The sequence below is a fragment of the Virgibacillus salexigens genome (assembly GCF_014905415.1).
Lineage (GTDB): Bacteria > Bacillota > Bacilli > Bacillales > Amphibacillaceae > Virgibacillus > Virgibacillus salexigens.
Genome location: NZ_BNEO01000003.1, coordinates 1 through 19,743, shown reverse-complemented (window position 1 = coordinate 19,743; position 19,743 = coordinate 1). Strand labels below are relative to the sequence as shown.

Genomic DNA, 19,743 nt, shown 5'->3' with positions numbered 1-19,743 from the left:
TTCTGGAGGAAGTGAATGTGCCCTTATTCATTAAAAGGGCCATTTAATTGAAAAAGGTTTAGTAAATCGATTTCCAACATTAGATGTCGATAGTAGGGTTTTATCACTAATTTCAAGAAAATTGAAACTATAGACTTGGTTGATACGTAATTTATAACGTTACTACACTAATAAAAAAGGAGCCTTTAATTGAGTTCTTCGAAATTCAGGATGAGCCGGTTGATTTTGTACTTTGTACTCGTATCACTATTTCTCTTTGTATCGGGGAATGTCGGAAGGTATTTGATAGAAACTCAAGATATGGATCGACAAATAGCCATGCTCCTACAAGGAGTGATTTTTACTGGGTTGACACTTGTTTTACTTTTTGTACTTAAAAGAACAAGTCCAAACATATTCATAAATATTGGGGTAAAGGGTGTAAATTCATTATCTAAGTTGATCGTCGGAATTGCATTGCCTTTTACTTTACTCTTATCAGGAATTTTAACAGCTTATTTATTTGGTGGCATAGAAAATGTCAGTTTGAACCTGACAGCAAGTGTGATCATTTCTATTTTAATCAATTCCGTGACAGCATTTATGTATGAGGCATTTCCAGAAGAAATCTTTATCCGTGGACTAATATTCGAAGAGTTGCATAAGAAGTATCGCTTTATCACCTCATTGGTTTTGCAATCATTCATCTTCATCTGTGTGCCGATTACGGTGATGTCATTGGAGTCCATATTCTTTAGTGAACCATTTGCGCTAACTATAGATTACTTTATATTGCTCTTCACTTTTGGGATTGCTTTACAGCTATATAAAAAATATACAGGAACAATATGGATGAGCATTATCTTCCATATTGTTTACCTTGAAGTAGCTAGATATATTTCCATGGGAGGTGTGTATGAACCAGATGTCGCTATTCTAAAGTTTGATGAGATGTTTGGAGGATTCATGACACTATACTTGTCGTTTCTATTTATCGTAGTATTTAGTATTGTGGCGTTGTCCGTATTGTTAATCATTGACAAAAGAAAAAATAAGTCTGAAAATAAGGAACGATAAAATTGAAACAATACCAATTCAATGATGTTTTATACATGAAAAAAGAAAAGGCTATTGCATTGGAAAATGAAGAAAAAGAGATTATTGGGGTAATTGAAAAAGCAGATATTTCCGGATGTGAAAAAGGACATGTATTTTCATTTACCAATACAAATGGTCTCACAGTCAGAATGGGGATAAAAAAACGCGGTATCAGAAATTTTCTTTTTGCCACATATGTCATAAAAACAGAGAAGGAGACCTACCTTTTTAAAGATAAACCAGGTAATAGCCTCCTTTATTTTTGTGTCAAGGGCGATATCAACGGTCAAGATATACAAATTGAAGAAAATTGGAGCAAAGAGATTGAAGTGAAACTAGACAAAATACATATCGCTACCCTAAAAACAAGCGACCTCACATTTAGAACAACCATACTCTTTGAAGATAATATTCTTGAATCAACTATCCACTTTGCTGTAACAGTATTGATGTACTTTATGTACAAGATTTATAAAAATGAATCTGAATTTATTGAAAGCATCTTATTTGATTAAAATTGAAACGAGTATAACTCAGTCTTGAAATCGAGACTTCTGAAGCATTCGTATTAAGCGAGTAGTGAGTCCTTCTAATTAGGTCCAGATTTTTGAAAATCAAGGTATATACTATAACAATAGTAATGTATTTGCCACTCTTATGAAGTTGAAAGTTGAAATTAAAAAATAAAACTCGAACAGTTATTACATTTGTATATAGTTTGCTTATTTTTGCTATTGGTATGTTTCGAATCTTACTGTATCACTATCTTCAACACCTTTGTTTGTAGCGTATATTTTCGTAATTGTAGGTTTTATCGTATTTATTGTAAACGAGGTAATACTAAGAAAGTTGCTATCTAGCCAAAGCATTGGGATACTTAAAGAGTACAAACGAGAACACAACAGAAGTGAAAAAGTTAATGCTAAGACAAAGAGGAACAGGACGCCAGTTAAAAGGCGTTCTTTTTTAATTGCAATTAGTTTTTGAGCGAGAATATGTTTCACAATATGAAATTATTTCCATAAATTAATTTACTATTCTCTTAATAGGATTATACTACTAACTTGATTATTTTACTAGATAAAAAGGCACCTGTTTTTACCAACAAATGCCTTTTTGTAACAAAAAACTAGATCAATTCGTATGAACAGGCTTATTGCCATGAGGACATTGATACGACTATGAAAGTTTATACGTATCTTACCGATAAAATGAAAAAGGATGCTTCCGAAAAAATATCAGAATCTTTACGGAAATCCTCGAAAAAAATATTATTGTGACATCTTACCTCTTCAACTAGTACAGTCATTTTATAATAATTTATTATGTTAATCCTAAATGTTCACGGAAGGTGTGACCTTCATATTTCCTTCTAAAAATACCCCTTCTTTGCATTTCAGGAACAATTAGTTCAACAAAATCTTCTAAACTACCGGGTAATGTAGGAGGCATAAGATTAAATCCGTCAGCCACACCAGCTTCAAACCAGACTTCCATCTGATCCACAATTTCGTCGGGTGTGCCTATCAGCGTGTGATGTCCACCGCCTGCATTAAGATATCCTAATAATTCTCTTACTGTAGGTTGTGTATCATTAATAATTTCTAGTATTGTTTCATAACGTCCAACTGGACCAGTGAATTCTTCTACTGGGGGTAATTGAGGTACTTCTTTATCAATCTCCCAATTCATGCAGTCTTGCTGAATAAAGAAACTCAACCGCTTTAGGGCTGTTTCAAGAGGTAATTGCTCATCTAATGCTGCTTTTTTGGCTAAAGCTTCTTCATGAGTATGACCTACATAGGTTACTAAGCCAGGAAATATTTTAATATGTCTATTACTGTCTTGGCTTTGTTTAACTTGTTCGACTAATTTGTCGCGAAATTTTTCTGCTTGCTTTAAGTTCCACGACACTGAATAGACTGCATCGGCATATTTTGCGGCTAATGCAATGCCTTGTTTTGATGCCCCAGCTTGCATTGATACTGGTTTGCCTTGCGGACTTTTTGGCGTAGTGGATGGACCATACACTTTAAAATAGGTACCATCGTGATTAAAAGGCTGAATATTTGAAGGATTTATCAATTTTCTTTTTTCTCGATGATGAAGAAACTCACCGCTGTCCCATGAAAGAAATAACTTATTCATTAAAGCAGCAAATTCATCTGCCTTTTCATAGCGTTTGTCATGGGAAGGTAGTTCTTCCATACTGTGATTTAACGCCTCTAAATCAGTCATGGACGTAACGAGATTCCAACCAACACGTCCTTTTGTAATATGATCTAAACTTAATAATTGTCGTGAAGCTGTGAAAGGATTAGAAAAAGTACTTGAAATTGTTGAAACTAATCCCACATGATTTGTCACTTGAGAAATAGCGGTTAAATTGACTACTGGATCAAACCAAAATGCTGGCATATCACTAGAATCTTTACCTTGAAATGATTGATTATCAGCAAAGAATACTGCATCAAAATAACCTTTTTCCGCTAACTGTGCTAATGTTTGATAATAAGAAATGTCTCCAATACGTTCAACGCTTGAGTCAGGCATTAACCAAGCAGCTTGATGGTGTCCACAACCATACAGCAAAACACCTAAGTGTAGTTGTTTTTCTTTCGTTTCTGTCATTTTTTACACCTCAAGATAATTATTAATTGTCTTGTATACTTCTTTTTTTGAAAGATTATCTATGGTAATTTAAGCTATTAGTTCATTGTCAAACCGCCATCTACTGTGAAATTTTGACCTGTAATACCGTTCGCTTTTTCCGATGATAAATAAGCGACCATATCGGCTACATCTTGAGGTGTGGTCACCTTCTTCAATGGCGTTGTTTGAGCAATTAAATCGAATACTTCTGGTGTTGTAACACCACTGGCGTTAGTCGTTTTTAATAATCCACCTGAAACTACATTCGCTTTTATACCATATAATCCTAATTCAGAAGCGATATTACGTGTGAAACCTATTAATCCAGCTTTAGCTGTTGTATATTCATGGTAGGGTACAACAGGATTTTGATATAAATTAGTACCTATACCTATAATACTTCCATTTTGTCGTTCAATAAATTGAGGTATGACACTTTGAACTACATTAAATGCTGCTTTTAAAGTACCATCTAGTTGTTTTTGATAATCATCCCAAGTGAGTTCTGTGAAGGGTTTCTGTTTGTTTGGATCAAATTTAAAGTCTACTAATGCATTGTTGACTACAACATCGATTTGACCAAAATATTCCGTTGCTTTTTTTATCAATTTATCTACTTCTTCACGATTTGTTACATCAGCCCGAATTGCAATAGCATTCTCCTTTCCAATCTTAGAAACGAGCTTCTCAGCAGCATCTTTGCTTTGATAGTAATTGATAACCACTTGAAATCCCTGTTGTGCTAATGTCTTTGCAATAGTTGCCCCTAAACCTCTACTACTACCTGTTACTAACACTGTTCTAGTCATCATAACAACCCCTATATTTTTAATTTTGATGAAATTTATAATAAATTATAATAGAATAAAAAATACGCACCCTTCCATCAGGAAAGTTGCGTAAAACAATTAACTACATATTAAAATAAGGCACAATTCGCTCTTTAAGTATGTATTAGAGTTTACACTTTCCTACGCTAGTTTCAGCTAGTTCAGGTTCAAAGGGTTTGAGGTAATACTCATCTCAGTTAAATAACACCCCTAGTGCATATAATTAATTTATATTAAATGTTATAGTTTTAAAAAATTTATGTCAAGGATATATGGTTAGTTAAAGTATTTCTATAACTTTGTTATTCTAAAATGGTGAATCTGTACATATAACATAAATTTCTCCTCCAAACCCCCCTCCTCCAACGGAGAGGACTTTTTATTATAATATAGTATATAATTGCCTTACAAAAGTGAAAGCGAAATATAAAAAATTCCAATTTATTACATTATATAGTACATATATACTTTTCTTCAGTTAAGATAAGGAGGAAAAGTATTTGAGTATAAGTGAAATGAATATTGACTTGTTTAGAATGGTGAATAATCTAGGTAAGGATCTCACGTATCTTAATCCTACTATAGTGTTCGTTGCTGAATATATGGTATTTTTATTAGCCCTAGGTCATAGCTTTTTGGTTTACAAGAAGCAAAAATAATCGAATGATGATTATTTGCGGTTACTTATTAGCCGAAATAATCGGAAAAATTTCCGGAATAATATATTCAAATGATCCACCTTTTGAGGAATTATCTCATGTGAATCATCTAATAGATCACGAAATAGATAATTCTTTTCCAAGTGACCACACTATATTATTCTTTTCATTTTGTATAACTTTCTTCTTAAAAAGAGATCGAGAATATTTTGGATTATAATAGCGATATTCGTAGGACTTTCACGTATTTGGGCTGGTGTTCATTATCCAGCTGATGTCATTGTTGGAGCAGCTATCAGTATTTTAGTCGCAGTCTTTGTTTACAAAGTGGTACCTAAGTTAAATGTTGTGCGTAAGCTAATAGCTATTTATGAAAAAGGTGAACAAACAGTCCTGAATAAAACTAGATCAAAAGAAAATTGATTTTGATATTGAAACTACAAAACAAATTCATACTACAGTTGCAGTTCGAAAAAAGATTCAGTAATGTTTGGAAACCTTATGAAAAACGCCCTCAAAATAAGGTCAAAAAGGGTCATGAGACAAACTCATGACCTATAAACCCTTATTTTTTAAGGAGTCCTGGGTGATTATGGCATCATGCCACCCATCTTTGAGGGGGTATTTTATCAAATATATGATAGCAAAAATGGCATTTATTAATATAAAGAATGTTTTCTTACCGAAATTAAATTTTTTATTAGCCTTTATTTCAATTCCGTATACTATGTTTCTCAAGGTGCTTTCTAGCGCCCGTTGATTGAATAGTCTTCTTCTTCTATTAGCTAGTATTGTTTATGTAAACATACATCATTTAGAAGTAATTCTTAAAAAGTACCCATCTGGATCAGTAATCTTAAACCCTCTCATATCCCAGAGGTATTTTTCCACATCAACTTCAATTGGGTAGTTACTATCAAGACATCGCTGATACACTTTTTCCAATTCATCTACAACAATAATTAATTCAAAACCATTTCCTTTAACGTCACTTTTAGCTTTACTGTTAAAAAAATGAACATCCTCTAGGATTGATTCGGAAGCAATTAACAATGAAAAGCAATCGTAGTTGAAACGACCTGAACGTTCATTTCTGCCGTAGAGTTCTAGTCCAATAATATCTTGATAGAATTTTAAGGATCGCTCAATATCCTTTACATACAACTCAACTCTAAAAAGTACACTCATACCTCATCACCGCTCCCTAACGCTACTCAAGAATCTGCCCCTTTGATTCAATATTGGCGCTTATTAAGTATAAATGTCCGATTCTGGAATATCCTATTTATTAAATTTGAAAGGGAGAACCAAAAAAACGACTCCCCCCTTATTTAACTTCACTCGTTTATATATTTGGTAACAGCAATTTCTTTTCCAAATCGGTCACCATTATCAATAAATCCCAAATTGGCATATAAGTGGTGAGCTTCCTGATTTTCTGGATGATAACCAACAACAATTTTTTCTGCATCTGGCAACTTACTCATCTCTGAAATCATTAACTTTGTTGCAGCTTTCCCTATACCCTTACCTTGAAAATTCTCATCAACCATTATTCTAAATATCCAATAACCATCAAGTTCCTCTTTTTCAGTGTTATACATTAGGAAACCCACTACTTTATCTTCAAAATAAATTGCAAAAGGTTTTAATGACGGTTCAAACTTTGATTGGGCAATAGATATAGCATTTGACTCTATATACTCCGCTTGTTTCTCTGGTAATTTCAAATCACAGCATTCATACCAGTTTCCTTCGTTCAATTCTTCAATTTTCACATTACCTGTAAGCATACATTTTCCCCTTTCAAATTTCGGGGAAACGCTAAGCCAATTTGTTAGTTAGGCGTTGTCCCCTTTAAGTTCTTAATGAAAAAAGCTTTTTTGTTTGCCATAATGAACGCCTCCCTTAACAAGTATTGTCTAAAATCACAATGTGGAACTTTTTAGATTTTTAACTATACCATATTCTATTCCATAATATGGCCCTTATGTACAATACGAGCGCCGATCTTTATTACAGAAAAGTGCCCAATTGATGAATATTGAATAATTTACCTAACTAAAATTTTTTCAACTTAATACTTTGTTCATTACTTCAAGCATTACGGTCCATGCTTTCTTTGTTTGAGGTATATACTCAGCCCATTCAGGATCTACCTCATGGGTTAAAGTTACCTCTGAGCCATTTTCTGAAGGGTTAATCTCAACAGTTACATGATCTGCATCAGGTAGGTCGTCCACTGTAGCCCATGTAAATTTAATGCGTTTAGGGTGCTCCAATTCCAAATAGTGCCCTATATGCTGAATATCTTCACTCTCACGGCGGTCAACAAAAATGAAATAGCCACCAACTTTAGGATTATTTTCACATTTTACCATATTGCCATTCGGGAACATCCATTGTCTTACTTTTTCTGGATTAACCCATGCATCAAAGACCTTATCTGGTGTTGCTTTAAAGTGATAGGCAACAACTGCTTGTGCATTAGTCAAAATATCAACTCCTATGATGAATAATATTTTAAAACCTTAAAGTCAAATGCTTTCATCTACGGAAATACATCCGTTTACTTTGAAGATCGTTAAATTATTTTATTATCCTTTCAAACATGATAGAAGCGTCTGTATAAATGATATCAGGAAATTACGTAATTCGGTTATTTAAGTATTGATGCTCTTAAATTAGTAACACCATTTTCTAAATAACCCTTTAAGCAAGTTAGTGTATAGACCCACCCTCCTTTTTGCCCAATCATTTTGTTTACTATTTGGGGGTCATCTTCAATAAACCCTGATTCGATTACTTCAATTATTGTACTCGTATTATCCAACTCTTTCAGTGTAATCGTAACTTCCCTCACATCATCATCTTCATACCCCCACAAAAACACGACTTTCCTATTTTTCTCGACTTCTAAAACATTGATTGTTCCTTCTGCTTCGAATTCATCATATTTCAGTGTAACCGTTTTGCCTTGTTCCCATCTTTCAGAACTTGAGGTAAACCAAAATCTTCCTATTTCACCTGGGTCTACGAAGGCTTCAAACACTTCAGTGGCAGGACTAAGTATTTTAAATTCCGTAGTTACTTGAGTATCCATAATGTATCATCACCTTTTATTAAATTATTGTATATTTAATACTATCTTTAAAATTTATCTTCCTTACATCGGAATAATGAAGAGGTATGTTGACTTTGTGGATTCCACCGGGGATGGGGGAGTATTATCACGTCAACTCAGAGTTATCTTTTTCTTCTGCTATACGTTTAATCCATTCCAATCGTTTATCCCACTCCGCTGCTATTTTTTCCATCCACTCCGCTGCCCTCGATAGTTGATTTGGACACACATTATATCTAACTTCCCGCCCAACACGGTTGGAGGAAACTAGTCCCGCATCATCCATAACCGTTAGGTGTTTTACAACTGCCTGTCGAGATACAGTTACCTTAGTCGCCAATGTTGTTGCTGTTGCTTGCCCCATAAACGCAATGTGATCAAGCAACTGACGACGAGTTGGATCTGCTAAGGCAATCAGAACATTTCCGAAATTTTCATTTTCTGTAGACAACATTTTACTGTTCAGCACGCTTTCGCAATACTTCCAATTGGTACTTCCAGCCCCGGACATTCTCTTTAAAGAATTTACCTTTTTCTTCGTCAGACACAGTAAGGCTGGAGAACCCACTTTCAACTACACTTAGCCAAGTGCCCCCATTCTTTCCTTTCAACATAAACTCAACAAGAGTAGAGTTACCTTCTTTTGGTTCTTCACCGGGAAATGAACTTGCCCATCGACATGCTAGGTAATTCGGTGGATCAACTTTTTCTATTAATACCGGGATTTTTCCATACTTTGTTTCTGCCACCACACGTGATCCATCAACCTGTACCTTGTCGGGACCCGGTGCATCGCCCACCCACCATGCTGGTTGGCTTACCAACTTCCATACCGTTTGAATAGATGCCTTAATAAAAATTTCTCGTTCAATACGATCATTATTCATTACTACCTCATCCTCCTTACTTCAACATGTGCAACTTCATAGTAGCACATGTTATTCTTATGTGCAACCAATTAATTGCGCAAAATCAAGAATAAAAACCTATGCTTAAATACAACCTTGAAGTTAAGAAGGATTATAACGTGCAATAGTATAAGAACATCAGAAACAGATTAGTTTCCAATATATTGTGTAACTTAAAATTCCTATTTTTTCTGTTAAATGGCCCTATTCATGCAAAAAGGCGCAAAGCCTTTATTCTGGAAATACCCCGTTAGTTGAGGAGTTGATGTACAACATGAATCATATTTTTTAATATTACTGTTGCCTTTCCTGTAACTGAACAGTAAATGGTTTGACTCATAGGACTTAGCAACCTGCTCAAAGGTTTGTTGTATATCTTTTTTTGTGGCCTTTCCTTTATTTTCAGTTTCCGAAATTACCACAATATACTTTATCCTTTTTTCATAGTCTTGACTCATGATTAAACCAGTCGAGCTATAGCCTTTAGATTCCAATTTTTCAGTAACCTTTTCTACAAATTCAGATTGAGTTATATCTACACTTTTAACTTCTGTAGAGTCATTTGCATTTACTTGACTCTGCGGCTTCCCATTATTATTCATAAAGGTGAATATGACTACAAGAATCAAACTAACTGTCAGAACTCTAAGAAGAATTCTTTTCATTCAAACACCTCATTTCAATCGGATAGTTAGTATATATAGTAAGTCCAAGAGTTTTTATTGAGAAGTAGAAGAGAGCACGGTGGTTAATTACGGTATAGGCAGGGTTAAACCTATAATGAAAATAAGCGCTAACCTTATTAAAGAAAAGCGCCCGTTAACGGAGGAAATATGATTTATTTCTTCCCAAAACTTTTAATAAGCCTTATAAGCCAATGTAATACTATCCAAGGAAGTATAAATTTTGTCGCCCATTCTATTAAATTTGGAACTACATATGATATGTTGACTCCTATAAAATCGAGAACAAACCAAAGTAACAATATAAAGTGCTATATCAATGACTATGTATATAATTGGGATTTTAGCAATCTGTTTAGATCGTTTAATCGTTTCTCGAAAAGTGCTAACACAATTAATACTATAGTTATTGGGGATTAATAACATTCTTTATCAAAGGCATTACGACTTTTGGAATGAGATAAAAGATGATTGGCTCAGAGGGGGAAATTCTTTTTCACAAAGTATCATAAATGTATCTACAAATGCGGAAGTTGAATCTGTTGGTTCGGTACGTTAGGATAAAGCAAATGACGGTGAATAAGTGTATTTTGGTTACTATAAAGATTTCCCTTTCAAACAAAATATATGTTGTTTAAATGCATAGTTCTGCGCAGTAGTTTTTATTAAACATAAGCCTCAAAGTACTTTAATTCGCATGATTTATAACATCAGTTTGTTACTCTAAATCTCTTGTTGGATAGAGGTATTTCCCTGTTCTTTTAGTAAAAGAGCATCGATTTGATTTAAAATTCGATGCTCAACTTCTGTTATATATACATGTTTGCACCTTAAAACTAAACTACCTATAATGGCTCCCTGCAACTAGTATTAAAAGATGCAATATTACGAAATAAACTGTATAACGTACCCTCCAATAACACCTAAAAGAACAACTAACCAGGCTGGTATCTTCCAAATATTTAACAAGCCAAACAAAATAACAGCTAAGGCAAAGTCTGCGGTACTAAAAATAGAACTGCTTATCACGGGATCATAAAATGCAGCTAACAAAATACCTACCACACTAGCATTTACTCCCATTAAAATGCCTTGGAAAGTTGCCTTCTTGCGTAATTCATTTAAAAATGGTAAAGCTGCAACAATGAGTAAGAATGAAGGGAGAAATATGCCTACCGTTGCAACGATAGCTCCAGTAATTCCTTCCATCATCGTTCCAAGATAACTAGAGAAAGTAAATAAAGGCCCTGGTACAGCTTGTGCCATACCATATCCAGCTAAAAACTCATTAGCTGTTAACAACCCTGAAGGTACGACTTCTCTTTCAATCATTGGTAATACAACATGTCCACCACCAAATACAAGCGAACCAACTCTAAAAAAGATATCAAAAATGTTTAGCAATGGATTATCTGACATTCTATTTAACAAAGGTAATAAAATGAGTAGACTAATTAAAGTTCCCAAAGAAGCGATACCAAGTTTTTTGGATATGTTGATAGAAAAAGGTTGAACTTTTGATTCAGCTTTATCTTTGAACAATCTTAATCCAAATAATCCCGCACCTACAATAATTAAAATCTGCATCCATGCAGATGGAAACAATAACATGATAGTAGCAGCAACTAACGCTATTGCTATCCGTGGTTTATCAGGTGTCAGCTTTTGACCCATTCCAATTAGTGCATGTAAGACAACAGATGCAGCAACTATTTTCAAGCTGTGTATGAAAACTGCATCTTCTAAAGAAAATGTTTGATACATCATTGCAAAAACAATCAACACAATAATGGAAGGTACGGTAAATCCTAACCAAGAGATAAGGCCTCCTAGCAAACCGCCTCGTAACATACCTATCGACATTCCTACCTGACTACTGGCAGGACCAGGGAGGAATTGACAAATTGCAATGATATCCGCATATGTTTTATCATCTAACCATTTTCTGCGATCAATATACTCGTCCTTAAAATAAGCGAGGTGTGCGATAGGCCCACCAAATGAAGTCAAACCTAGCTTTGTAGATGTAAATAATATTTCTAAAAGCGTTTGAATCTTGTTTCTCTTTTGCTTTTCACTCAATTTTTTCACCTCTTATCATTTAATTTCTTTAAAGAGTTCATAGGCTTTGGCTCTAGCTTCCTGTAGAACAGAATCTCCCTTATCTGTGGTTCGGTAATACTTCCTAATCTTTCCATTTATATTGACATCTTCCCTGTTCAGAAGCTGATCCTTTTCCATGTTGTGAAGGATGGGATATAAAGTTCCGGCGCTGATTTCATATCCATGTTCATGCAGCTCTTCAAGCATCCAAGACCCGTAAATGGCTTCTTCTTTTGCATGATGCAAAATATGGATTTGTATAAAGCCCAAGAAAAGCTTCCTTAACACTTTATTTTCCAACTATTTACCTCCTTTTTTCGAAATGCATAATCGAAAATTGATATCGATTTTCGATAACTAGATTATATAGTAACCGATAAGGATGGGCAACAGTATATTAAAATTTTTACATTGATTTAACAATTATTTAGTAATTATATTGTTCATCAAAGAGAACCCTAGATATTGAAATCTCTATTGTCCATTAAGTTAATCTTAGTAATCAAAGTAAAAGGAAGCAAAATCAGTCAATTTTACACCGAAATTACTTCCTTTAGCTGTTCATTTAATTCATTATCTCGAACTCAAGTCTTCAAGCAATCTGGCCCTTATATTCAGTTTGGGCGCTAATCCTTATTCCTGAATTACGCCCGATTGGGGAAACTGTTATAGAGTGTAAGTATAAAAAATAGCTACTCTTCTATACTTAATTAATATCAATTTTTTTTGATTTAATACTTGCTTTTATGCACACATTCCATTAAAATCTATTTATATCAAAAAAAATTGATTAAGGAGGTTGTAACATGAATAACCTTTTTCAGCTTACAGATGTTTCTTTGGAAAAAACGTTTACTAAATATGAAAAGAAATTTAAAGCATTAGCTGATCAAAAAAGGCTTCACATCTTACATGAAATCACAGAATATGGGGAAGTATGTGTTTGTGATCTATCAGAAAAGCTACAGTTGCCACAATCCAAGTTATCATATCATTTAAAAATATTAATGGATGCCAAGCTAATTGTAAAAGAAACACGTGGTACCTGGAGTTACTATACATTAAATCATTCGGAAATCAATCACTTACTATCCGAGGAGCTTTGTTGCCTGTTTCGTCGTGATTAATTTTTTAACTTATAAATCAAAAAAAATTGATTAAAGGAGGAATATAAATGAATGTACATATTGGGTTAAATATAGTTGATCTTGAAAAGTCTATAGGGTTTTATACAAAGGTTTTCGGTGAAAATCCCGTAAAAAGGAAAGAAGATTACGCTAAGTTCATACCTGAGGGATTGCAGTTAAACTTTACACTGAATGTAAGATCTAAAGTGTCAGGTAATCAAGTAGGACATTTTGGAATACAGGTGGGAGAACAGGAAGATATCAATCATCACAAAAAACGTCTAGAAAAGCTAGGGTTCTTTACACGTGATGAAATTAATACTAATTGCTGTTATGCACTTCAGGATAAATTTTGGATAACTGATCCTGACGGTAACGAGTGGGAGTTTTTTTACACTAAAAAGGATGTAGAGGTAACTGAATCTGATCAATTATGTTGTAATTAGGGGGAGAAGCAATGGAAAATGATTATGTAATTACTAAAATGTTTGAAAACAAAAAGCGGCAGTTGAAAGAGATTAATTTTAATGCTTGGAAATCAGAAAAAATCCCTAAGAATAAAAATAGATTAAAACTTTCAGAACGGAAGTTTTGGCAAAATGGAGAAATCAAAAATGTCTGTTGTGCTAACTGCTGTTAAGTAGATAAATAACTCTCCAGAGTTTTAAACTCTGGAGAGTTAAGTTTTAAATACACCCCGAATGTAATATTCATATTCATAAAATTTCATAAGCCATTTTCAACAATGGCCTTTTCTTCAAGATTAGGCGCAGGTCTTTATTTGAAGTGACCCCTGGGGAATCGATTTTTTAGGTTGGAAATATGCTTAGCGTACAAAATGTCCGAAATGTTGGCGGTACCCCATATAGCTTACCCCTCTTTAAGTGATGGTTATGACATAGCGTTTTTTACAATGTTGCGGTAGTAGCCTATGGTAAACAGAGCGAATACAAAATAGATAACCGTGTATATCGCCATGGCGATGGATGCCGGAAACGTGGTGTCCGACCGGATCATAAATGAAGCCGCCTTGATAGCAAAGATCGAATGCAGCATACCGATCGATAGAGGGAGAAGGAACACGATGGCCTGCTTTCGTATAATGCCTTTCATGATCATATCCACGTCAAATCCGAGCTGACGCAACGTCTTAAAGCTTTGCTTTTCCTGCTCGGCTTCGGTCATTTGCTTGAAGTACAAGATGCTGCCGGTTGAGATCAAAAAGACAAGTCCAAGGAAAGCTGCGATGAAAATGAGCAAGCCTGTCATCTGCAGCACTTCTTTGTACTGCGCATAGAAATCATACGTTAATCGTTCGTCACTGACGTGTTTTGCGTATATAGAGGAAGCTATGGCGAGCTCTTCCTTGTCCGGAACTTGATACGTATCAAAACGAATTACTTTATAACCGGGCGTACCGGCCATTTGTTCTGCTATTTTGTCCATCGTCGCTTCTGACACTAGCAGCTGCCTGCCGGGAGCATTTAAATTCATGATGTTCCTTTCCATCAATGTCCTCAATGTATACATAACGGTCTGTCCATGCTGCTCCAGCTCTATTTCGGTTGGATATCGCTTCGACTGCTCATCTAAGTCCCCGGCAAGTGAGGCCCCAGCATTGTACAAAATGGCTTCGCCATCTGGCGGCACGTTGAGGTCTGCGCCTGTTTGTTTAAGCTGTTCGGCCGGAAGCCATAACAAACTTTCTTCAACCTTGTGGAATTCGTCATTCGGATCAAGGATGCTGCCCATCGTCAGAACCGCTTGAACGACGTGGTGATTAACATCGATGCCTTCCTTCTCCAGCTTCATCTTGAACGACAGCGCCTCCTGCGGCTCGTTTTCAAACATAAAATCATAAGGGAGATCACGGCGGGTCTCTTGCTCTACGGAGTAGTAGAAGGCGTAAGCCATGGAAATCAGCGTGATGGCCATGGCCGACAACATCGTAATCAAGGTAAGAGAGTTGGCATTTGCTTTCATATGGTGCATCAGCGGAGCCATCGACAGGCTGTTTGTTAAGCCCAGGTGTCCATCTTTACGTTTGCGGAACCGGTAAAAGCACCATCTGATCGTAACGCGAAACAATAAGTAAGTCCCTGCAACGATGGATCCGAGAACCAATAGTGCGTTGAGGAATAACTGTTCATTGATATGACCCGATAATTCATAGCCGTATCCAATCAGCGCCAGACCGAGCAGGGCGAAAATAGCAGATGCCACCACTTTGGGCGGCTTAGTGAGGTCAGGCCGCTTGTCAGCTTGAAACAGATTCAGAAGGGTGCTGCGATAAACCTTCAGCATCATCTGAATGGAAGTGATGACGATGATGAGAAGATAGACCATCGACGTTTTAAAAGCCGCTGGTACGGAGAAGCTGATGTCGACAATCCCTTCTAAGCCGAGCAGATTCAACAAAATCAGGACGAACAGCCTTGAAATCAACGCGCCGCAAATGATCGCAGCAAGTAGTGCACCTAAGCCAAGCAGTATATTCTCGATCATTAGATATCGGGCTACCCAGCCTTTGGAAAGACCAATCAGCTGATATAGTCCGATTTCTCGACTGCGCCGACGCAGGAAAATGCCGTTGGCCGAGACGGTAAAGATCCCAACGATCACAATCAGAATGACCCCCGCAATTTGAAACCCGGCAGAGAAGTCAACGCTCGGATGTGTCATATTCTGAACAGCCTGATCGTGCTGTAGTGAGGTGAAGACAAAATACAGGCTCATACTAAAGATCAGCGCAAAGAAGTACAAATAATAATGCTTCACATTTTGCCGCATGCTGCGACGCGTTAATTCAAAAACCGTCAACATGTTCACCCCCCAGTACAGCTTGCACGTCCATAATTTCATTAAAGAAGGCATGTCTTGTTTTATCGCCGCGGTACAGCTCGGAATAAGTCTTCCCGTCTCTTAAAAACACAACACGGCTGCAATAGCTGGAGGCTACCGGATCATGGGTCACCATGACAACGGTGACGCCTCGCTGCTGATTCACCTTCTCCATCACATCGAGTAACGAGGAAGCCGATTTGGAATCCAGTGCACCGGTCGGTTCGTCCGCAAATACGATCGAAGGCTGGTGGATCAGAGCGCGCCCGGCAGCCGTCCGTTGTTTCTGGCCTCCCGATATTTCATGCGGATATTTGTGCGACAGTGCTTTAATGTCAAGCACATTGGCGATGGCTGTGAACTCGCTTTCCGCTTCCCGCTTGCTCATTTTGCTAAGGGAGATGGGCAGCAGTATATTTTCCTTCACTGTCAACGTGTCCAGTAGATTGTAATCCTGAAAGATGAATCCCAGCTTGTTGCGCCGAAAGGCGGAAAGCGCGGTATTACTCAGCTTGGAGATATCTGCGTCATCGATTAAAACCGTTCCGTCCGTAGTATGATCAATCGTGGCTAAGACGTTAAGCAATGTCGTCTTGCCTGAGCCGGAAGCCCCCATAATGCCGACAAATTCACTTCGGGTGACGCGTAAATCTATTCCTTTTAATACATGCTGTGCATTTCCTTTGGTACCAAATGTTTTGTGGACATTTCGTGCTTGTAAAACGGTTTCTCCTACATTCAACTGATCCATAACATACCTCCAAATCATAATTGTTGCTTGATGATAGCTTTATTATACGGTTGGATTTTCCGCTTGTCGTACGTTTTGCATGACAATCTGGCAAGACAACGTGACAATATTGTCAGGTTCACTATTCCACACCAAAAAACAGCCAGGAGCAATCCTGACTGCTTCATAGCTGTATATTACTCGCCCGACCCTCTTCGGACAGCTTCGAATGCGTTGGGATCGACAAAGATCATTCGCATCACCGTACCTTTCGTTTGACCGGGTTGCGCTTTGAGGGTAATTCCTAATTTTTCTGCAACGGTTTTTGCAAGATAGAGCCCAAGTCCGGTCGCTGCGTTTTGAATCCTGCCGTTTTCGCCCGTGAAACCTTTGTCAAAGATACGCGGCAATTCGTGCGGCTGTATTCCCGGTCCTTCATCGATGACATCCAAAAAGACTTGGCCTGTCTCCGTTACATCCGTCACGATCATAAGTGCCGTATTCGCAGGATTATATTTCACGGCATTCGTCAACAGTTGCCGAAGGATGAAGCGGCACCATTTTCGGTCTGTAATGGCCTTTACATCCGTTCCTTCGATACTGACCGCCAGATTTTTTTCCATACACCATGGCGCCAGCTCCCGTACTTCTTCCGCGGCAAGGCGCTGTATGGAGGCCAATTCAAGAACATAGTCTGATTCGATCGCGGGTAGACGTGTCATATGCAGCTGACGGTCGACCAACAAATACACCCGCAACCATTCCGCTTCAATTTTACGTATTTCCGGATCACTTGGCCGGGCGTCCAGGATTAGCTTCATGGCGGTGAGAGGAGTCTTCACCTCATGGATCCATGAGGCCGTGAATTCATTCTCGATCAGTTGAGTTTCTTTATAGTCAGAAAGCTTTTGTTTGAACTGAAGGGAGGCTTCCCGTAAGATGTCGTTGGTCATCTGATCTAGGCCGTCCCCAGGCTCAGGAAGTGTCTCGATCCAGTCTAAGGCCGCCATGTCTTCCTGCAGAGCAGCCAACGCGGCGGCATATTTTGTCTCTCTTTTGAAGCGCCATATAAAAAACAGGAGAAAGGACAGAATAAATGAGGCGTTAAAATAAAGGAGAGAAGTAGATGTGACCTGGATGCCTTGATCAAGCAGGATCAGAGCATTGGCTAAGCCGAGCAAGCTGGCAAACAATAAAACCCAGCTTTTCCTTGCATCAACGTAACGGATAAACATGGCACGGTTCCTCCTATCAGTACATGTTCATAATCTCTATAAAGTGATGGCCATATAACCCAGCCCTTTTTTTGTCACAATAGCGTCTGCCAAATCGATCGTCTCCAGCTTCTGCCGCAAACGGGTTATATTCGCCGTGAGGGTATTGTCGTTCACGAACTGCTCGTCCTCCCACAGCTTTCGTATCAAGTCATGGCGCGAGATAATGACATTGTTCGATCTTACGAGCGTGATCAGTATAAAAAATTCGTTTTTTGTTAAATCCACTTCTTTCCCAGCGTTTCGAATTACACCTCGATTCAAATCAATCAAGGCGTCGTTCCATTCAAGAATATTCGGTTGCTCTTCGCCATAAGCATATGTCCTCCGGAGAATGGCTTGAATTTTGGCATAAAGCACGTCTGTATGAAACGGCTTCTGGATGAAGTCATCCGCCCCCATGTTCAGCGCCATGACCATATCCATTGGGTGATCGCGGGAGGAAAGGAAAACAATGGGTACTTTGGATACAGCGCGAATCTCGCGAGACCAATGAAAACCGTCAAATTTCGGGAGTATGACATCCATGATGACGAGCTGAGGCTGTTGTTCAAGAAATGAACGCATCACACCTTCAAAATTATCTGGTCCCGTGACCCGGAAGGACCAAGCCTCTAGACCCTTCTTCAACGCAGCAAACAAAGCATCATCATCTTCAACAACAAATATGTTTATCTTCATCGAGCCAGCCTCCTAGTGTCGCAAATTTGACTGTTGTAAATAAAATAATTTGAGGTAACAAAGAATTACTCCTCATTAATATATCACAGATTAATGTTTCACCTATGGTGGGGGTACGGAAACGATTCGAGGATGAAGGGCCAATATTGGAAATATTTACTTTTTAATGTGGTTACCTTCTTTACTTCCTTTCTGCCAATTTTCTGTACAAAGCCGATCTTGACACATTTGTGAAATTTTTTTAACAGTCATATTTCTCTCTCTGTAAAGTTCCACTGCATAGTTAATGCCTTCATGTTTCGAATGATATTTTTTTACCCGCCCCCGATATTTCCCCTCTTTTTTGGCAAGTCCTATTCCTTCACGCTGACGAATTCGAATAAGATCACGTTCTAATTGATTAACGCCTCCCATGACAGTCATTAAAAACTCACTATAGGGATTGTCTTCGGATAAATCTAACCAGGTATCTTTCAAGGACTTCAAATTTGCCTTCTTTTGCTTGATATCATCGACCAATTCAAATAAATCCCTTGTGCTCTGGGTAATCCGGGTAAGGTCTGTAACCAAAATCGTATCATCTGCCTATAGTTCATCTAACATTTTTTGTAGCTCTGGTCGGCGTTGTGTAGCTCCGGATAACTCTTCTTCAAATATGATATCCATTCCTATTTCTTCGAGTTGCTTGTATTGTCTTGCAGGATTCTGATCAACCGAACTGACCCTTACATAACCGATTTTTCTCATAATTTCCATTCCTATTTTGAAACAAGTCACATGGGACATGTGGAAACCTCATTTTACCACTCATTTATGTTTGTTCCAATAGAGTAGGCTCTAATGAAATAAAAATAGACTGAATGGCAGAAACCAATCAATCTATAAATAAATTATTGTATTCCACTAAAGCGCCCTTTGTATTATAAGGTCAACCGGAAATATGATATTTTTCTGGTTGACCTTATGTTTTATAGGTTATTCTTTAGGTAGTCGGGGTAGGACGTAAGCGCCCGTGGGACTTGATCCCGTCCGTAATACTGTCCACCCCCTACTT

23 protein-coding genes, 1 pseudogene and 1 riboswitch are annotated in these 19,743 nt (G+C 37.4%); of the genes and pseudogenes, 8 read left to right on the top strand and 16 right to left on the bottom strand.

Annotated elements, in window-relative coordinates; all coding sequences use genetic code 11:
- Window positions 1-210 precede the first annotated feature (210 nt).
- Both JKP73_RS14200 and JKP73_RS14195 read left to right on the top strand, forming a co-directional pair.
- Window positions 211-1,056, top strand: a complete 846-nt coding sequence (locus JKP73_RS14200) for a type II CAAX endopeptidase family protein (protein ID WP_200411470.1) — start codon at window positions 211-213, stop codon at window positions 1,054-1,056.
- A 35-nt stretch (window positions 1,057-1,091) separates the two neighbouring features.
- Window positions 1,092-1,592: a hypothetical protein gene (locus JKP73_RS14195; RefSeq protein ID WP_155974851.1), complete on the top strand. Its 501-nt coding sequence runs from the start codon at window positions 1,092-1,094 to the stop codon at window positions 1,590-1,592.
- Window positions 1,593-2,400: 808 nt separating this feature from the next.
- On the opposite strand, the gene JKP73_RS14190 is transcribed toward JKP73_RS14195, so the two are convergent.
- Window positions 2,401-3,708, bottom strand: a complete 1,308-nt coding sequence (locus tag JKP73_RS14190; RefSeq protein ID WP_200411469.1) for an LLM class flavin-dependent oxidoreductase — start codon at window positions 3,706-3,708, stop codon at window positions 2,401-2,403.
- Window positions 3,709-3,785: 77 nt separating this feature from the next.
- A complete protein-coding gene (locus tag JKP73_RS14185) occupies window positions 3,786-4,538 on the bottom strand; it encodes a 3-oxoacyl-ACP reductase (RefSeq protein WP_021292507.1) in 753 nt (250 codons plus the stop codon).
- A gap of 142 nt (window positions 4,539-4,680) precedes the next feature.
- Window positions 4,681-4,781: riboswitch (TPP riboswitch) on the bottom strand.
- A 278-nt stretch (window positions 4,782-5,059) separates the two neighbouring features.
- On the opposite strand from JKP73_RS14185, the gene JKP73_RS23635 reads away from it, so the two are divergent.
- Both JKP73_RS23635 and JKP73_RS23630 read left to right on the top strand, forming a co-directional pair.
- Window positions 5,060-5,218 carry a hypothetical protein gene (locus JKP73_RS23635; RefSeq protein ID WP_368855430.1) on the top strand — a complete coding sequence of 53 codons (159 nt, stop codon included), beginning with the start codon at window positions 5,060-5,062 and terminating at the stop codon, window positions 5,216-5,218.
- Between the two features lie 171 nt (window positions 5,219-5,389).
- Entirely contained in the window at window positions 5,390-5,641 is a 252-nt protein-coding gene (locus JKP73_RS23630; protein ID WP_369074068.1) for a phosphatase PAP2 family protein, read from the top strand.
- A gap of 387 nt (window positions 5,642-6,028) precedes the next feature.
- Here JKP73_RS23630 and JKP73_RS14175 read toward each other — a convergent pair whose 3' ends face one another.
- From JKP73_RS14175 to JKP73_RS14145, 7 genes are all read right to left on the bottom strand, one after another.
- Window positions 6,029-6,406 (bottom strand): VOC family protein, encoded by a 378-nt coding sequence (locus JKP73_RS14175; RefSeq protein ID WP_021292509.1) that lies wholly within the window; start codon window positions 6,404-6,406, stop codon window positions 6,029-6,031.
- A gap of 149 nt (window positions 6,407-6,555) precedes the next feature.
- On the bottom strand, window positions 6,556-7,011 hold the full coding sequence (locus tag JKP73_RS14170) for a GNAT family N-acetyltransferase (protein WP_200411468.1): 456 nt from the start codon (window positions 7,009-7,011) through the stop codon (window positions 6,556-6,558).
- Between the two features lie 279 nt (window positions 7,012-7,290).
- A complete protein-coding gene (locus tag JKP73_RS14165) occupies window positions 7,291-7,713 on the bottom strand; it encodes an SRPBCC family protein (RefSeq protein ID WP_200411467.1) in 423 nt (140 codons plus the stop codon).
- Between the two features lie 164 nt (window positions 7,714-7,877).
- Window positions 7,878-8,321, bottom strand: a complete 444-nt coding sequence (locus JKP73_RS14160; protein WP_200411466.1) for an SRPBCC family protein — start codon at window positions 8,319-8,321, stop codon at window positions 7,878-7,880.
- Window positions 8,322-8,448: 127 nt separating this feature from the next.
- On the bottom strand, window positions 8,449-8,811 hold the full coding sequence (locus JKP73_RS14155; RefSeq protein ID WP_196806081.1) for an ArsR/SmtB family transcription factor: 363 nt from the start codon (window positions 8,809-8,811) through the stop codon (window positions 8,449-8,451).
- Complete coding sequence (locus JKP73_RS14150) at window positions 8,798-9,229, bottom strand: SRPBCC domain-containing protein (RefSeq protein WP_021292514.1); 432 nt, start codon at window positions 9,227-9,229, stop codon at window positions 8,798-8,800. The genes JKP73_RS14155 and JKP73_RS14150 overlap by 14 nt, the downstream gene beginning before the upstream one ends.
- Window positions 9,230-9,444: 215 nt before the next feature.
- Window positions 9,445-9,915 carry a hypothetical protein gene (locus JKP73_RS14145; RefSeq protein ID WP_200411465.1) on the bottom strand — a complete coding sequence of 157 codons (471 nt, stop codon included), beginning with the start codon at window positions 9,913-9,915 and terminating at the stop codon, window positions 9,445-9,447.
- 427 nt (window positions 9,916-10,342) lie between these two features.
- Here JKP73_RS14145 and JKP73_RS23625 point away from each other — a divergent pair, with 427 nt between their 5' ends.
- A complete protein-coding gene (locus tag JKP73_RS23625; protein ID WP_369074067.1) occupies window positions 10,343-10,492 on the top strand; it encodes a Ger(x)C family spore germination C-terminal domain-containing protein in 150 nt (49 codons plus the stop codon).
- Between the two features lie 326 nt (window positions 10,493-10,818).
- Here JKP73_RS23625 and chrA read toward each other — a convergent pair whose 3' ends face one another.
- Window positions 10,819-12,015: a chromate efflux transporter gene (gene chrA, locus JKP73_RS14140; protein WP_200411464.1), complete on the bottom strand. Its 1,197-nt coding sequence runs from the start codon at window positions 12,013-12,015 to the stop codon at window positions 10,819-10,821.
- A 15-nt stretch (window positions 12,016-12,030) separates the two neighbouring features.
- Entirely contained in the window at window positions 12,031-12,336 is a 306-nt protein-coding gene (locus JKP73_RS14135; protein WP_160807613.1) for a PadR family transcriptional regulator, read from the bottom strand.
- 506 nt (window positions 12,337-12,842) lie between these two features.
- On the opposite strand from JKP73_RS14135, the gene JKP73_RS14130 reads away from it, so the two are divergent.
- Genes JKP73_RS14130 through JKP73_RS14120 form a run of 3 tightly spaced genes read left to right on the top strand, consistent with a single transcriptional unit; the run spans window position 12,843 to window position 13,803 of the window.
- Complete coding sequence (locus JKP73_RS14130) at window positions 12,843-13,163, top strand: ArsR/SmtB family transcription factor (protein ID WP_021292518.1); 321 nt, start codon at window positions 12,843-12,845, stop codon at window positions 13,161-13,163.
- 47 nt (window positions 13,164-13,210) lie between these two features.
- Complete coding sequence (locus JKP73_RS14125) at window positions 13,211-13,609, top strand: ArsI/CadI family heavy metal resistance metalloenzyme (RefSeq protein ID WP_160807612.1); 399 nt, start codon at window positions 13,211-13,213, stop codon at window positions 13,607-13,609.
- An 11-nt stretch (window positions 13,610-13,620) separates the two neighbouring features.
- The gene (locus tag JKP73_RS14120; RefSeq protein ID WP_021292520.1) at window positions 13,621-13,803 is read left to right on the top strand and encodes a hypothetical protein; all 183 of its coding nucleotides are present in this window, start codon (window positions 13,621-13,623) and stop codon (window positions 13,801-13,803) included.
- A 251-nt stretch (window positions 13,804-14,054) separates the two neighbouring features.
- Here JKP73_RS14120 and JKP73_RS14115 read toward each other — a convergent pair whose 3' ends face one another.
- The 5 genes and pseudogenes from JKP73_RS14115 to JKP73_RS14095 form a co-directional block, all read right to left on the bottom strand.
- On the bottom strand, window positions 14,055-15,986 hold the full coding sequence (locus JKP73_RS14115) for an FtsX-like permease family protein (RefSeq protein ID WP_234447117.1): 1,932 nt from the start codon (window positions 15,984-15,986) through the stop codon (window positions 14,055-14,057).
- Window positions 15,970-16,755, bottom strand: a complete 786-nt coding sequence (locus tag JKP73_RS14110) for an ABC transporter ATP-binding protein (RefSeq protein ID WP_160807611.1) — start codon at window positions 16,753-16,755, stop codon at window positions 15,970-15,972. Before JKP73_RS14110 ends, JKP73_RS14115 begins: the two co-directional genes overlap by 17 nt.
- Window positions 16,756-16,931: 176 nt before the next feature.
- On the bottom strand, window positions 16,932-17,969 hold the full coding sequence (locus JKP73_RS14105) for a sensor histidine kinase (protein ID WP_160807610.1): 1,038 nt from the start codon (window positions 17,967-17,969) through the stop codon (window positions 16,932-16,934).
- 36 nt (window positions 17,970-18,005) lie between these two features.
- Window positions 18,006-18,689, bottom strand: a complete 684-nt coding sequence (locus JKP73_RS14100; RefSeq protein ID WP_021292524.1) for a response regulator transcription factor — start codon at window positions 18,687-18,689, stop codon at window positions 18,006-18,008.
- Window positions 18,690-18,870: 181 nt separating this feature from the next.
- A pseudogene (locus tag JKP73_RS14095) lies at window positions 18,871-19,436 on the bottom strand (recombinase family protein).
- Window positions 19,437-19,743: the final 307 nt, after the last annotated feature.

Bases quoted from the DNA above. Each gene is read 5' to 3' on its own strand.
- JKP73_RS14200 (WP_200411470.1), top strand. From the start codon at position 211: ATGAGCCGGTTGATTTTGTACTTTGTACTCGTATCACTATTTCTCTTT.
- JKP73_RS14195 (WP_155974851.1), top strand. From the start codon at position 1,092: ATGAAAAAAGAAAAGGCTATTGCATTGGAAAATGAAGAAAAAGAGATT.
- JKP73_RS14190 (WP_200411469.1), bottom strand. From the start codon at position 3,708: ATGACAGAAACGAAAGAAAAACAACTACACTTAGGTGTTTTGCTGTAT.
- JKP73_RS14185 (WP_021292507.1), bottom strand. From the start codon at position 4,538: ATGACTAGAACAGTGTTAGTAACAGGTAGTAGTAGAGGTTTAGGGGCA.
- JKP73_RS14175 (WP_021292509.1), bottom strand. From the start codon at position 6,406: ATGAGTGTACTTTTTAGAGTTGAGTTGTATGTAAAGGATATTGAGCGA.
- JKP73_RS14170 (WP_200411468.1), bottom strand. From the start codon at position 7,011: ATGCTTACAGGTAATGTGAAAATTGAAGAATTGAACGAAGGAAACTGG.
- JKP73_RS14160 (WP_200411466.1), bottom strand. From the start codon at position 8,321: ATGGATACTCAAGTAACTACGGAATTTAAAATACTTAGTCCTGCCACT.
- JKP73_RS14150 (WP_021292514.1), bottom strand. From the start codon at position 9,229: ATGAATAATGATCGTATTGAACGAGAAATTTTTATTAAGGCATCTATT.
- JKP73_RS14145 (WP_200411465.1), bottom strand. From the start codon at position 9,915: ATGAAAAGAATTCTTCTTAGAGTTCTGACAGTTAGTTTGATTCTTGTA.
- JKP73_RS14130 (WP_021292518.1), top strand. From the start codon at position 12,843: ATGAATAACCTTTTTCAGCTTACAGATGTTTCTTTGGAAAAAACGTTT.
- JKP73_RS14125 (WP_160807612.1), top strand. From the start codon at position 13,211: ATGAATGTACATATTGGGTTAAATATAGTTGATCTTGAAAAGTCTATA.
- JKP73_RS14120 (WP_021292520.1), top strand. From the start codon at position 13,621: ATGGAAAATGATTATGTAATTACTAAAATGTTTGAAAACAAAAAGCGG.
- JKP73_RS14115 (WP_234447117.1), bottom strand. From the start codon at position 15,986: ATGTTGACGGTTTTTGAATTAACGCGTCGCAGCATGCGGCAAAATGTG.
- JKP73_RS14110 (WP_160807611.1), bottom strand. From the start codon at position 16,755: ATGGATCAGTTGAATGTAGGAGAAACCGTTTTACAAGCACGAAATGTC.
- JKP73_RS14105 (WP_160807610.1), bottom strand. From the start codon at position 17,969: ATGTTTATCCGTTACGTTGATGCAAGGAAAAGCTGGGTTTTATTGTTT.
- JKP73_RS14100 (WP_021292524.1), bottom strand. From the start codon at position 18,689: ATGAAGATAAACATATTTGTTGTTGAAGATGATGATGCTTTGTTTGCT.